Raw genomic sequence first — 13,720 nt, 5'->3', positions numbered from 1 at the left:
GCAGCAAAACACCTGAACGCTACGATGAGTAGGCGCAAAGGATATTCGTCGAAGAAGTGTAGAGCATGACTCGTGCCAGACCAGTCGCAATTAGTCAAAGTGTTGATTTGAAAGGGAATTAAATATTTTTTGCGCTGAAATTTCAGTGCGATGATCCGGTTAACCGAACCGACCGGCAGGTCGCGTTCGGAAAACCGAATACTGATTGGGCGCAACCCGTCGATCAGGGATATTTGCGCTTGTCCGGGGCGGGCGGGAAGTACTGGTACAGCCAGGTTTCACTCAGTGTGCGCTCGTTGGTGCGGATGAACAGGCGCAGCTCGACAGGCTCGACGCTGTCATTGGTCGGGTACCAGTCAAACAGAATGCGATAGCCCTTGATGTCATCCAGCTTGAGGATGCTGAAGTCCTTGACCTCGCCGTTCGAGCAAGTGACCACCGGCTCGATGCCCGCGCCTTCAGGCAATCGGTCCAGGCCGCCGCCGGTGAAGTCCACGGCAAAACGACGGGCCCAGACTGGCGGGTAATGCTCGCCGGGTGCCCAGCCTTCGGTGAAGCCGCCCATGCCCGAACGGGTCGCATTGACCCGCGCCAGCGGTGTGCCGACCGGTGGCAGTGCGCTCCAGTAGAGCTTGTAGCCGTAGTTCAGCGAATCGCCGGCAGCCACCGGTTTCTTCGGGGTCCAGAAGGCGACGATGTTGTCCATGGTTTCGCCGGTCGTAGGAATTTCCAGCAGATCGACCGAGCCTTCGCCCCATGCGGTGGTCGGCTCGACCCACAGGCTCGGGCGGCGGCTGTACCAGTCGACGGTGTCCTGATAGCTGGCGAACTCATGGTCGGTCTGCACCAGGCCGAAACCTTTCGGGTCCTTGTCGGCGAAGGCATTGAATTGCAGGGTCGCCGGATTGTTCAGCGGACGGCAGACCCACTCGCCGTTGCCGCGCCACATGGCCAGGCGATCGGAGTCGTGGATCTGCGGGTGAATGGTGTCGCACATCCGGCGTTCGTGGGTACCGCAACTGAACATGCTGGTCATCGGCGCGATGCCCAGTTGGTCGATGGCGGTACGTGCATTGACGTGGGCGTCGATCTCCATCACCACGCGCTCGGCCTGGCAATCGATATCGAAACGATAGGCGCCGGTGGCGCTCGGCGAGTCGAGCAGGGCGTAGACCACGAAGCGGGTGCTGTCCTTGTCCGGCGTCTCGAACCAGAATTTGGTGAAGTCGGGGAATTCTTCACGCTTGCTGGCATAGGTATCGATCGCCAGGCCACGGGCTGACAAACCGTACTGGCCGGTGGCGTCCACCGCCCGGAAGTAACTGGCACCGAGGAAGGACACGACGTCGTGCTTGTCCAGTTCCGGGGCCTTGAACAGCTTGAAGCCGGAGAACCCCAGATCGCCCTTGAGCTGGGTGGTGTCGACCGTGGTTTGTTCATAGTTGAACAACGATGGGCGGAAATGTACCTCACGCGCCTGGCGGGTCTTGGGGTCGACGCTGTACATGCGTACCGGCTGCTTGAAACCCATGCCGACGTGGAAAAACTGCACATCCAGCTGACCGTTCAGGTCATTCCACAAGGAGTGACTGGCGTCGTAGCGGATCGCGTTGAAGTTCTGCGGCGTCATGGTTGCCAGGGTCGGTGGCAACTGTTGCTTGGTGTCCTGATAGCGATTGCTGGCGAGCTGTTTGGCCTGGAGTTTCAGCGCCTCGAAATCGAATGCAGTGGCCTCGCCATCAGCGGTGCCGCCGCTGGCGGCCCAGGCTTGGGCGGCTAGCAGTCCCGTGGCGGACAAGCCGGTGTAGGCCGCGATGGCCATGGAGGCTTTGAGCAAATTCCTGCGGTGCATATATACAACCTGTCGTGAACAATCCCGCGCCGTTCCTGGCACGTACTGGATCAGAAATATCGGTTCGGACATGCCTTCGGCCAAACGCAACGGACTTTAAACAGATGCCGGATAGCTTAAACCGTTCGATTGCAGAGCTGAATTGATTGATGGCACGGCGCTAGCCCGGCAATGAAACAAGACATGTCGGGAAACAATTCCGACAGGGGTTTCTGATTTAAAGGGCATTTCTGCTTTTTTCGACTAATTACTCTAAAAAACGCTTTTCAGCGCCCGGAATATTTCTATTCTGTGCTTATGACCGGTTTATGCCCTTCGGACCGGTGCGGTTCAGTGAGCACCCGGCGGCTGCTGAAAAAGGGATAGGGCGATGCGGTTTTTTGCAGTTTCTTTGACGTCTAGAGAAGGACATCGTCCATGTCGAAAGTACAGAACATCACCGAAATGTTGGGAATCTTTCCGTGCCTGACCAGCGGACGGCAAAGACGCCGGCTGAATTCCGAGGAGATGAAACTGGTGGAGCGCTATCGGGAACTGTCGGAGAACGACCGGATTGCGATGCGGTATCTGGTGGATGCGATGAGGAGTGTTTCGCGGTTTTGAGCAGGAGGGGCATTCAGTCGCGGCAAGATTGTCGCGGCTGGGGGCCTTTTTACCAATCTTGCGAGCGCTCCATTCGTTGATGCAGCACTCGCAAAACTTGAATTTGCCCATGGGCAAATCGGTATGGAGCAATGAAGGGGTAACGATCAAGTACCAGTTCTCGCACATCTGGCATGACGGAAGGTCTGCCTGAGCCGGGAAACTGCTCCAGTTGTTGGAAGGACTGCAAGATCGTCGAGATGAGCTTTATGGCGGTGTCTGCGCCAACGGACTCTAGGTAGTGCTCATGAATATTGTCGAGATCGCTTTCCGCTTTTTCAGTCAGTACTACTTTCGGCACGTTTTTCCCACTTAGCCTTCACGGCGTCCAGATCGGTGAGTTTCCCAGCATCGGCATCGGCTATACCTTCGCTGATGGCTTGTAGATGCCAGGACTCAGCTTCCACATATCGAACCAGTGCACGTTTGAGATGATATTGACGGTCGCGATCAGTGGCTGCTGCCAGTTGATCCAATTGTTGAGCCAAAAGCTCTTCGACACGAAAAGATAGAACGGGCGAGGCCATGGCGGCTTTCCTCAATATGTATACGCTGTAAACCACGTAAACACCCTAGGTTGTACCGCGATGTTCGTCAACCGTTACCACGTGCTTGGGTAAAAGACACTCTAGCCAGTGATACCGCAATGGACGAGGGGGAAATGTTGCGAGTAATTGCCTTGTAAGCAGGCTGAGGACTCCGCTGCCCACTGGCATTGGGGCGAAGGCTCTTATCGACTCACCTTTCACACCTCTCTGGAAGCTGCGATGCCGTGGTCATACAGCAAATGGGGCGAACTGAAGAGTCCCCCCATTTTCATTAATGACTAAAGACTCAGCGGCAGGTGCCCGCAACCGGATAGGGTCGCTGTACGTGCATCAATTCAGGCATGTCTCGCCATTTGATCCATGCCTGATGCTGCCAATGCAGCAATGGCACCGTAATTCCGGCCCAATGCAAGGAACTCAGGCTTGGCAGGTTTTCCACAGGCTCTGACTTCGCATCCCGCAGCAGCGGTATGACTTCATTGCTCAACCATTGGCGCAGGTGGCAGTTTTCCGGAGCGAAATGATGAACCAGCAAGGCATACATACCTGATTCGCTGACTATCAGTGTCTCGACCGTTTTTCCGTCCTTGAGCAACCAGACACTACGCCGCTGATCGGGATCGAGTTTCAGGGTGAGTCGTTCATTCAATGGTTTGCCCATCAAGCGTCCCAGATCCTGGACGCAGAACCAGGCTTGATGATCCAGCATGAAGGTGTGGAGGAAACGGTTGTGGCGGGTGAAAACGGTGGGGGTGAAACAGGGATGTGTTTCAGGTGAATTTGACGTGTGCTTTTGCATTTTCCGACTCCATGTTGAAAGTGGAGCCGCCACTAATCCTTCGACAGATTAGGGTGGCGGACCGTGCGGCGTTCGAAGTCGGAACATTCTCGATCAACATGGAAGCCGAGAGGCCCGCGCCACACGGCCCGCCATAACGCGAAACTGAAAGGCAAAAAATGCCTCAGCTCATATGGGGGGCGCGGATGCGCCATGTTGATATGTTCCGGCTTCGACTCCGGGTCGCTGATTTGGCAGCGACGGGATGAAGCCTATCGGTCAGGCGCTCGCGGCGCCAAGTCTACTCTGGCGACGCTTGATGTAGGAATCGAGGTTTTTTCAGGAAGGCTGTATCTGTAGGAATTTCCTGTTTTTGCACGGGCTGCAGAGAAGCGGCACCTGAAGTGCAGTTTTTCCGTTATTTATTCGAATCCAAGGAATGAACTGCAGGTTTTCTCCATGCTGATCGAATTTTCAGTTTCCAATTACCGCTCGATCCGTGACAAGCAAACCTTGTCCATGGCGGCAACGCCTCGACTGAGCAAGACGCGTAATACATTCAAACCTTCCAGCGCAGAAAAGCTCCCCGACTTGTTGAAGGTCGCCGCGATATACGGCCCAAACGCTTCCGGTAAGTCTTCACTGGTTCGTGCGATGGGGGTCGTCGGGCGCTTGCTTGCGACACCTAAAGCAAGTGATGAGCCGTTATCGGTTTCACCTTTTCGTTTCGATTGCACATTGAAGAATGCCCCCAGCGTATTTGAGTACAACTTCATTCAAGCTGGGCTGCGCTATCGGTTTGTAATCGGATTGACTGGGCAGCGGATTGTTCAAGAACAACTGGTCTGCTATCCGAAAGGGAAAGAAACGCTTCTGTATGACCGCCAATTCGACGGGGAAGGAGAGCGTTACGTTTTCGGGAAAACGCTTGAAGGCGGTAAAGAGGTGCATTGCGCTTGGCGACGACTGACGAGCCCGAAAATGCTCTTTCTCGCGCAGGCAGTGACAAACAGCAGTGAAGAGTTGACTCAATTGCGGGTTCCGTTCGGTTGGTTCCAAACCGGTCTTCTCGTGGTTGAACATAACAGCATGATGGAGTTGTCGACGGCGTCGATCCGGTTTCTTCAAATGGTGTCGAATCGTACGAACGATCTTCGAGACTTTCTCAAGGCATTGGACATTCCGGTCTCAGCCATCGAGCTCAATCCAGACGATGTCGATACGCTTCACAACAATAAAAAAACCACCCTGAAGGAGATCTTTGCGACGGCTCAAAAGAACAAAGTAACCCTCACGCACTCCAGTCAGTCAGGTGATGCGGAGTTTGATTTTTCGGAAGAGTCTTGCGGTACAAAGAACCTGATCGGCTTTTGGTTGCCCTGGTTCATGATCAATCAGGCCGGGGGCAGCGGAGTGCTCTGTGTCGATGAACTCAATAGCAGTCTTCACCCGGACATCGTCACGGACTTGATCGACAAACATTTGGATAGTGGCCTTGATACCCAGTTGATTTTTACAACTCATGACACACACCTCATGAATGAAAAGATTTTGCGCCGGGATCAGTTCTGGATTACCGAGCGTGACGTCAATTGCGCCACGTGTTTGTTTTCCGTTCACGATTTTGAGGGTCGAGAGAGTGAGGATGTCGAGAAGCGCTACTTTGAGGGCCGTTATCGCGGATTGCCGCTTATAAGGCAGGGGTGAGCATGGCAAGCCCAGGCAAGTCATTTGATCGCAAGGCATCGCGGTTTAAGCCTCAACCTAAAGTGTTGGTGCTCTGCGAGGACAGCAAATCAGGAAAGCGCTATCTGGAAGAGGCCGCATTACATTTTCGGGCCATGGCCCAGGTTGAAATTGTTCACTGCGGCGTCACGCATCCGAGTGGCATTGTTGAGCGAGCAATCCTTCGGCAGAAGAGCTTCGACAAAGTGTTTTGTGTGTTGGATCGCGATACACACCTCTGTTTTCAGCGTGCATTGAATGTTGCGAGAGCCCATCCAAAGATCAGAGTCATTGCATCGTATCCCTGTTTTGAGTTTTGGCTTCTGCTGCACTTTGGTTTCAGTCGGAAACCTTTCAGAGCTGTCGGGAAGTATTCTCCGGGAGAATTAGTGACCAAGAGTCTGAGAGAAAAACCCTGCATGGATAAGTACGAGAAAGGCAAAGACATCAGTTACTTTGCTCAACTGCTGGGTGAGCCATTCCAGACAGCAAGAACCTTGGCACCGAAAATCCTCGAGGACGTCGCCATTAGCGGCGAACCCAACCCCAGTACCGAGATTCACTTGCTGATGGATGAATTCGAAGCTCTCTCCAAACCGTTGCTGATCTAACCCGCCGAATCCTGCCCGCATCACTGCGGGCAGGGTGATTGAACGAGGGGCGAGTCCGTTACCGACTAATCTTCCACGCATCCCCCGCAGGCGCCGTACCGTGGTCATACGGTTTGGCGATCCACATGTAGAGCAAGCCCAAACCAATAACGATGGCAGTACTCAGGACCATGGCGTAGTTGATGTACCACGCGGCATCGGGTGTCCGTGGCCAGGCCATGTTGATGATGGCACCGACACCATAGACCAGCGCGCCGATGTTCACCGCCCAGCCCCAGGCACCGAGGGAGAATTTACCGCTCGGTTTCCAGCCTTTCATGCGGGCGTACAGGGCCGCGAGTACGATCATCTGGAACGCCAGGTAGATGCCGATTGCCGCGAAGCTGACGATGGTGGCTACCGCGTCTTGCAGGAAGAAGCCGAGGATGATGATCAGTGCCGGCAGGACGCCGGACACAAACAGCGCGGCAACTGGTACCTGAGTCGTAGGGGAAATCTTCTTCAGCAGTCGGCTGCCGATAACCATTTCGTCGCGGGCGTAGGAATACAGCAAACGACTGGCCGCTGCTTGCAGGCTGATGACACAGGAGATGAAGGAAATCATCACCACGCCCATCACCACTTTCGAACCCACCGGTCCGAACGCGTTGTTGAGGATGGTGGTGACCGGGTCCTTGTCGGTGCCGTTGATCACCGCTTGCATGTCCGGCACGGCCAGGATCAGCGCCAGGCAGGCGAACATTGCGGCGATGCCGCCGATGTAGATGGTCATGCGCATGGCCACCGGAATCTGCTTGCTCGGGTTCGGGGTTTCTTCGGCCACGTCGCCGCAGGCCTCGAAGCCGTAGTACAGAAACATCCCCGCCAGCGACGCGGTGAGAAACGCCGGCAGGTACGAGCCGTCGACGCTGATATCGAAGGTATTGAGCAACACGCTGATGGGTTGATGACGCTCGAAAATCAGCAGGTAAACGCCGACGATAACCGCGCCCACCAGTTCGCAGAGGAAGCCGAACATGGCGATCCGCGCCAGCACTTTGGTGCCGCTGAGGTTGACCAGGGTGGCGAACAGCGTCAGCACCAGGGCGATGACAATGTTGGTGTTGTTGTTCGGTTCGAAGCCCATCATGGCGGCGAGGTACGGACCGGCACCCACGGCAACCGCCGCGATGGTCACACACAGGGCGATGGAGTAGATCCAGCCAACCATCCATGCCCAGCGCTTGCCCACCAGGCGGCGGGCCCATGGGTACACACCACCGGAAATCGGGAACTGCGAAACCACTTCGCCGAAGATCAGGCACACCAGCAACTGGCCACAACCGACCAGCAGATAAGCCCAGAACATCGGTGGCCCGCCCGCGGCCAGGCACAGGCCGAACAGGGTATAAACCCCGACGACCGGGGACAGGTAGGTGAAGCCCAGGGCGAAGTTTTCCCACAGGCTCATGCTGCGATTGAAGTTGGAGGTGTAACCCAGCTTGCGTAGTTGCTCGGCATCGCTGTCGGCAAGGGCTACAGAGAGATCGGGTGATGCACTCATGTGTGTTTGCTCCGGAAAATCGGCAGATTTCGGATGTCCGAAACCGTGACGGGGCCTTGAGGGCACCGCCCGGATCGGTGGTTATTGTTTTGTTTTTTTTGCTGTGGAGCCTGGTGGTGCGTATTGCCGGTTTCTGCCTTGAAACCGAAGTGACCTCTTCGCGAGCAAGCCCGCTCCCACAGGGGAATGCGGTCAAAGGTGGGAGCGGGCTTGCTCGCGAAGCTTTTAGTGCTTGAACATCACATGCCGCACGACGGTGTAGTCCTCCAGCCCGTACATGGACATGTCCTTGCCGTAGCCGGACAGTTTCTGACCGCCGTGAGGCATTTCGCTGACCAGCATGAAGTGCGTATTTACCCAGGTGCAGCCGTACTGCAAGCGGGCCGACAGGCGATGGGCACGACCGACGTCGGCGGTCCACACCGACGACGCCAGGCCGTAGTCCGAATCGTTGGCCCAGCCGAGTACCTGCGCTTCATCTCTGAATCTGGTCACCGACACCACTGGCCCGAACACTTCGCGACGGACGATTTCGTCGTCCTGTTGTGCGTCGGCCAGTACGGTCGGCTCGAAGAAGAAGCCATCGCCGTCCACCGCTTTGCCGCCAGTGATCAAGCGAATGTGCGGCTGAGCAATGGCGCGTTCGACGAAACCGGCAACGCGGTCGCGGTGTTGCGCGGTGATCAGCGGGCCGAGTTCGGTGGACGGATCATCCTGCAAGCCGTACTTGATGCTGCTGACCGCAGTGCCGAGCTTCTCGACGAACTTCTCGTAGATACCTTCCTGCGCATAAATGCGGCAGGCGGCGGTGCAGTCCTGGCCGGCATTGTAGAAACCGAAGGTGCGGATGCCTTCGACAGCGGCGTCGATGTCGGCGTCATCGAAAATGATCACCGGGGCCTTGCCGCCCAGTTCCATGTGCATGCGTTTGACGCTGTCGGCAGTGCTGGAAATGATGTTCGAACCGGTGGCAATCGAACCGGTCAGCGACACCATGCGCACTTTCGGATGGCTGACCAGCGGGCTACCAACGGTAGGACCACGGCCAAATACCAGATTGAGCACGCCGGCCGGGAAGATTTCCGATGCCAGTTCGGCCAGGCGCAGGGCGGTCAGCGGGGTTTGTTCCGACGGCTTGAGTACCACGGTATTACCGGCGGCAAGGGCCGGGGCGATTTTCCAGGCCACCATCATCAGCGGGTAGTTCCACGGCGCGATGGAGGCGATCACCCCCACCGGGTCGCGACGGATCATCGAGGTGTGCCCCGGCAGGTATTCGCCACCGGCCGAACCGCTCATGCAACGGCTGGCGCCAGCGAAGAAGCGGAACACGTCGGCAATCGCCGGGATTTCGTCGTTCAGCGCGGCGCTGTAAGGCTTGCCGCAGTTGTCCGATTCCAGTTTGGCCAGCTCTTCGCCGTGGGCCTCAATGGCATCGGCGAGTTTGAGCAGCAGCAGCGAACGCGCTTTCGGCGGGGTTTGCGACCAGCTGTCGAATGCCCCGTCGGCGGCGCGCACCGCGGCATCGACCTGGGCTTCGCTGGCTTCGTTGATTTCCACCAACACACGACCCAGCGCCGGGTTGAACACCGGTTGGGCGGGGCCTTCGCCGTCGAGCAGTTGGCCGTTGATCAAGAGTTTGGTTTGCATGGCATTTGTCCTCTTCGCAACTGTTGTTTTTTCTCTGTGGAAACCGGCCCCTGTGGGAGCGGGCTTGCTCGCGAAAGCGGTGTATCAGTCACCATCACTGTTGACTGTGATGGCCTCTTCGCGAGCAAGCCCGCTCCCACAGGAACTCTGTTCCTTCAGTTATTCGGTTATTTCCCGCCACTGCCCGCCACGCTTTCGCCACCACGGGTCAGGTAATAGGCGCCGAGGATCGGCAGCATGGTCACGATCATCACCAGCATCGCCACGACGTTGGTCACCGGCACGTCCCGTGGGCGGCTGAGTTGGTTGAGCAGCCACAGTGGCAGGGTCCGTTCATGGCCGGCGGTGAAGGTGGTGACAATGATTTCGTCGAACGACAGGGCAAACGCCAACATGCCGCCGGCCAGCAACGCCGAGCCGAGGTTCGGCAGGATGATGTAGCGGAAGGTCTGCCAGCCGTCGGCGCCGAGGTCCATCGAGGCTTCGATCAAACTGTGGGAAGTGCGGCGCAACCGGGCGATCACGTTGTTGTAGACGATCACCACACAGAAGGTCGCGTGACCGACGATGATGGTGAACATCCCAGGTTCAATGCCCAGTGTCTTGAACGTCGCCAGCAACGCGATCCCGGTAATGATCCCCGGCAAGGCAATCGGCAGGATCAGCATCAGCGAGATGCCTTGCTTGCCGAAGAAGTCCCGGCGGTACAACGCGGCGGAAGCCAGCGTGCCGAGGACCATGGCTATCAGGGTGGCAATCGAGGCGATCTGCAACGACAGCTTGATCGCTTCGAGCACGTCCGGTCGCGAGAACGCCACGCTGAACCACTTCAGGGTGAAGCCCTTGGGCGGGAAGCTGAACGCTGCGTCTTCGGTGTTGAAGGCGTACAGGAAGATGATCAGGATCGGGAAGTGCAGGAACACCAACCCGCCCCAGGCGGCGATTTTCAAGCCTAAAGAGGCCTGCCCTTGAGATGAAGAGTCAGAGTGCATCGAAGGCCCCCAGACGTTTGACGATGGACAGGTAAATGGCGATCAGTATGATCGGCACCAGGGTGAACGCAGCGGCCATCGGCATGTTGCCGATCGCGCCCTGTTGGGCGTACACCATGCTGCCGACGAAGTAGCCGGGCGGACCGACCAGTTGCGGCACGATGAAGTCACCCAGGGTCAGCGAGAACGTGAAGATCGAACCGGCGGCGATGCCGGGGACCGACAGCGGCAGAATCACTTGCATGAAGGTCTGGCGCGGCTTGGCACCGAGGTCGGCGGAGGCTTGCAGCAACGAAGGCGGCAGGCGTTCCAGCGCAGCCTGGATCGGCAGGATCATGAACGGCAGCCAGATGTAGACCAACACCATGAAGCGCCCCAGGTGCGAGGTCGACAAAGTACTGCCACCTACGCCCGGAATGCCCAGCACCAGTTGCAGAACCGGTTCCAGCCCCAGGTGCTGCACGAACCACTGCGCCACGCCGCCCTTGGCCAGCAGCAGCGTCCAGGCGTAAGCCTTGACGATGTAACTGGCCCACATCGGCATCATCACCGCGATGTAGAAAAACGCCTTGGTCTTGCCGGTGGTGTAGCGCGCCATGTAGTAGGCAATCGGGAACGCAACGAAGGCGCTGGCAATCGACACGACTATCGCCATGCCCAGGGTGCGCAGGATGATGTCGAAGTTCGACGGCTGGAACAGCGCGGTGAGGTTCGCCAGGGTCAGGTCAGGGGTGACTGCCATGGTGAAGTCATCGAAGGTGTAGAGACCTTGCCACAGCAGTACCAGCAACGAGCCCAGGTAGATCGCGCCGAACCACAGCAGCGGTGGCACCAGCAGCATCGACAGATAGAGGTTAGGCCGGCGATACAGCAAATTGGAGAACCGGCGCAACGGCGAGGCGCCCGTCCGGGTTTGAGAGACAGCCAAGGTGTTCATGTCACACCCCGCCCGCAACGGTGTCGTGCAACGCAATCATGGCTTCACGCGCCCAGCGTGCGCTGATGCGCTGCCCGGTTTGGTGTTGGGCGCTGGTATCGTGCCATTGATTGTTGGCCTGGCTGATGTTCAGGGTCTGGCCATTTTCCAGTTTCAACTCATAACGAGTCGCGCTGCCCTGGTACTGAATGTCATGCAACAAGCCGCTGACTTCGATTTCGTGGCTGGCCAGCGGGCCGTCGGCGAAACGCACGTGTTCCGGGCGAATCGAGAACGGCTGCGGATTGCCACTCAACTGCCTGGCCAGTTCGCCGCGAATCACATTGGAGGTGCCAACGAATTCCGCGACGAAGGTAGTGGCCGGTTTCATGTACAGGTTGCGCGGGCTGTCGACCTGTTCGATGCGGCCCTTGTTGAACACCGCGACGCGGTCGGACATCGACAGCGCTTCGGTCTGGTCGTGGGTGACGAAAATGAAGGTGATGCCGAGCTGGCGTTGCAGCTTCTTCAATTCGCCTTGCATTTGCTCGCGCAGCTTCAGGTCGAGCGCGCCGAGGGGTTCGTCGAGCAGCAGCACCCGTGGACGGTTGACCAAAGCGCGGGCCAGGGCTACACGTTGGCGCTGACCGCCGGAGAGCTGCACCGGCTTGCGGTCGCCGTAGCCGCCGAGGGCGACCATCTCCAGGGATTCTTCGGCGCGCTTGAGGCGCTCGGTCTTGCCGATGCCTTTGACTTTCAAACCGTAGGCGACGTTATCGCGAACGTTCATGTGCGGGAACAGCGCGTAATCCTGGAACACGGTGTTCACGTCGCGCTGGTACGGCGGCAGGTGGGCGGCCTCTGCGCCATGAATACGGATGGAACCTGCGCTCGGCTGTTCAAAACCGGCGATCAGGCGCAAACAGGTGGTTTTGCCCGAGCCGGAAGGCCCCAGCATGGAGAAGAACTCGCCGTCCTGGATGTCGATGGAAACCCGGTCTACGGCTTTCACTTCGCCGAATTGCCGGGAAACGTTGGTGAACTGGACTGCAAGCGTCATGGTGCGGTGCTCCAAAAAGGCGAAGGCCGTCGCAGCGGCCCTGCCTGGACTTCTGAAAAATCTGAATCGAATACGGTGTGTTGGCTGTAGATATCCCCTGTGGGAGCGGGCTTGCTCGCGAATGCAGCGTGTCAGGCAACATCAATGCTGGATGTGATGGCCTCTTCGCGAGCAAGCCCGCTCCCACAGGGGCGGTGTCATCTCACAAACTACCTACCGCCCATGATCGCGATGTAGTCCTGGGTCCAGCGGCTGTACGGCACGAACTTGCCGCCTTCAGCCTGCGGGGTTTTCCAGAAGGCGATCTTGTCGAACTGGTCGAAACCGTTGGTCTTGCAGCCTTCGACGCCGAGCAATTCGCTCTCCTTGCACGCCGCCGGAACCGCTGGCAACGAGCCGAACCACGCCGCGACATCACCCTGGACTTTCGGTTGCAGCGACCAGTCCATCCACTTGTAGGCGCAGTTCGGGTGCTTGGCCTCGGCATGCATCATGGTGGTGTCGGCCCAACCGGTGGCGCCTTCTTTCGGGATGGTCGAGGCGATTGGCTGTTTCTCATTCATCAGGCCGTTGACCTGATACGGCCACGAACTGGAGGCGACCACGCCTTCGTTCTTGAAGTCGCTCATTTGCACGGTGGTGTCGTGCCAGTAGCGGTGGATCAACGGCTGCTGGGCGCGCAACAGGTCGAGCACGGCCTTGTACTGGGCTTCGGTCAGTTCGTAGGGGTTCTGGATGCCCAGCTCCGGCTTGGCGCTCTTCAGGTACAGCGCCGCATCGGCAATGTAGATCGGGCCGTCATAGGCTTGCACGCGGCCCTTGTTCGGCTTGCCGTCCGGCAGGTTTTCCGGGTTGAACAGCACGCCCCAGCTGGTGGGCGCGGTCTTGAACACGTTGGTGTTGTACATCAACACGTTCGGGCCCCATTGATACGGGGTGCCGTAAGTCTGCTTGTTGACCACGTACCACGGTCCATCCTTGAGGCGCGGGTCGAGGTTTTTCCAGTTCGGGATCAACGCCGTGTTGATCGGCTGCACACGCTTGCCGACGATCAGGCGCAGGGAGGCATCGCCCGACGCCGTCACCAGATCGTAACCACCCTTGGCCATCAGGCTGACCATTTCGTCGGAGGTGCCCGCCGTCTTGACGTTGACCTTGCAGCCGGTTTCCTTCTCGAAACCGGTTACCCAGTCGTAGGCCTTGTCGCTCTCGCCACGTTCGATGTAGCCAGGCCAGGCCACAATATCCAGTTGGCCCTCGCCAGCCCCGACAGCTTTGAGCGGCTCGGCGGCCTGGACACTGGCGCTGGCCAGCAGCGCGGTGGTGATTGCACTGAGCAGTGCGGTCTTGTGCACGAACATGGAATTTCCCTCTTCTTCAAATTATGGTCGGGGCAGTTGTGA

At 57.9% G+C, this 13,720-nt stretch carries 13 protein-coding genes; 3 read left to right on the top strand and 10 right to left on the bottom strand.

From position 1 onward, the window contains the following. Positions 1-223: 223 nt before the first annotated feature. Positions 224-1,852 (bottom strand): glucan biosynthesis protein D, encoded by a 1,629-nt coding sequence (locus tag ABIA48_RS09115; protein ID WP_429488056.1) that lies wholly within the window; start codon positions 1,850-1,852, stop codon positions 224-226. Positions 1,853-2,269: 417 nt separating this feature from the next. Between ABIA48_RS09115 and ABIA48_RS09110 the strand changes: the two genes are divergently transcribed. Next, positions 2,270-2,455, top strand: coding sequence for a hypothetical protein (locus ABIA48_RS09110; RefSeq protein ID WP_007985715.1), 186 nt, complete (start codon positions 2,270-2,272; stop codon positions 2,453-2,455). A gap of 49 nt (positions 2,456-2,504) precedes the next feature. On the opposite strand, the gene ABIA48_RS09105 is transcribed toward ABIA48_RS09110, so the two are convergent. From ABIA48_RS09105 to ABIA48_RS09095, 3 genes are all read right to left on the bottom strand, one after another. Next, positions 2,505-2,795, bottom strand: coding sequence for a type II toxin-antitoxin system RelE/ParE family toxin (locus tag ABIA48_RS09105; RefSeq protein WP_429488054.1), 291 nt, complete (start codon positions 2,793-2,795; stop codon positions 2,505-2,507). Continuing rightward, complete coding sequence (locus ABIA48_RS09100) at positions 2,773-3,021, bottom strand: CopG family ribbon-helix-helix protein (protein ID WP_007985713.1); 249 nt, start codon at positions 3,019-3,021, stop codon at positions 2,773-2,775. Before ABIA48_RS09100 ends, ABIA48_RS09105 begins: the two co-directional genes overlap by 23 nt. A 307-nt stretch (positions 3,022-3,328) precedes the next feature. Beyond that, positions 3,329-3,841, bottom strand: a complete 513-nt coding sequence (locus ABIA48_RS09095; RefSeq protein WP_429488051.1) for a BRO-N domain-containing protein — start codon at positions 3,839-3,841, stop codon at positions 3,329-3,331. 438 nt (positions 3,842-4,279) lie between these two features. On the opposite strand from ABIA48_RS09095, the gene ABIA48_RS09090 reads away from it, so the two are divergent. Continuing rightward, positions 4,280-5,527: an AAA family ATPase gene (locus ABIA48_RS09090; RefSeq protein WP_429488049.1), complete on the top strand. Its 1,248-nt coding sequence runs from the start codon at positions 4,280-4,282 to the stop codon at positions 5,525-5,527. A 2-nt stretch (positions 5,528-5,529) separates the two neighbouring features. Then, entirely contained in the window at positions 5,530-6,156 is a 627-nt protein-coding gene (locus ABIA48_RS09085) for an RloB family protein (RefSeq protein ID WP_429488047.1), read from the top strand. A 58-nt stretch (positions 6,157-6,214) separates the two neighbouring features. Here ABIA48_RS09085 and ABIA48_RS09080 read toward each other — a convergent pair whose 3' ends face one another. The 6 genes from ABIA48_RS09080 to ydcS all read right to left on the bottom strand — a co-directional run bounded on the left by ABIA48_RS09080 (position 6,215) and on the right by ydcS (position 13,678). Beyond that, entirely contained in the window at positions 6,215-7,699 is a 1,485-nt protein-coding gene (locus ABIA48_RS09080) for an APC family permease (protein WP_429488045.1), read from the bottom strand. 225 nt (positions 7,700-7,924) lie between these two features. Further along, positions 7,925-9,349, bottom strand: coding sequence for a gamma-aminobutyraldehyde dehydrogenase (locus ABIA48_RS09075; RefSeq protein WP_429488043.1), 1,425 nt, complete (start codon positions 9,347-9,349; stop codon positions 7,925-7,927). A gap of 167 nt (positions 9,350-9,516) precedes the next feature. Continuing rightward, a complete protein-coding gene (locus tag ABIA48_RS09070; RefSeq protein ID WP_429488041.1) occupies positions 9,517-10,341 on the bottom strand; it encodes an ABC transporter permease in 825 nt (274 codons plus the stop codon). Next, the gene (locus ABIA48_RS09065; RefSeq protein WP_429488039.1) at positions 10,331-11,278 is read right to left on the bottom strand and encodes an ABC transporter permease; all 948 of its coding nucleotides are present in this window, start codon (positions 11,276-11,278) and stop codon (positions 10,331-10,333) included. The genes ABIA48_RS09070 and ABIA48_RS09065 overlap by 11 nt, the downstream gene beginning before the upstream one ends. Position 11,279: 1 nt before the next feature. Beyond that, positions 11,280-12,317 carry an ABC transporter ATP-binding protein gene (locus ABIA48_RS09060; protein ID WP_429488037.1) on the bottom strand — a complete coding sequence of 346 codons (1,038 nt, stop codon included), beginning with the start codon at positions 12,315-12,317 and terminating at the stop codon, positions 11,280-11,282. A 209-nt stretch (positions 12,318-12,526) separates the two neighbouring features. Beyond that, positions 12,527-13,678 carry a putative ABC transporter substrate-binding protein YdcS gene (gene ydcS, locus ABIA48_RS09055; protein WP_429488035.1) on the bottom strand — a complete coding sequence of 384 codons (1,152 nt, stop codon included), beginning with the start codon at positions 13,676-13,678 and terminating at the stop codon, positions 12,527-12,529. Between the last annotated feature and the right edge of the window lie 42 nt (positions 13,679-13,720).

The organism is Pseudomonas sp. S30_BP2TU TE3576 (assembly GCF_050436025.1).
Classification (GTDB): Bacteria; Pseudomonadota; Gammaproteobacteria; order Pseudomonadales; family Pseudomonadaceae; genus Aquipseudomonas.
This window is presented reverse-complemented; position numbering and strand designations above follow the sequence as displayed.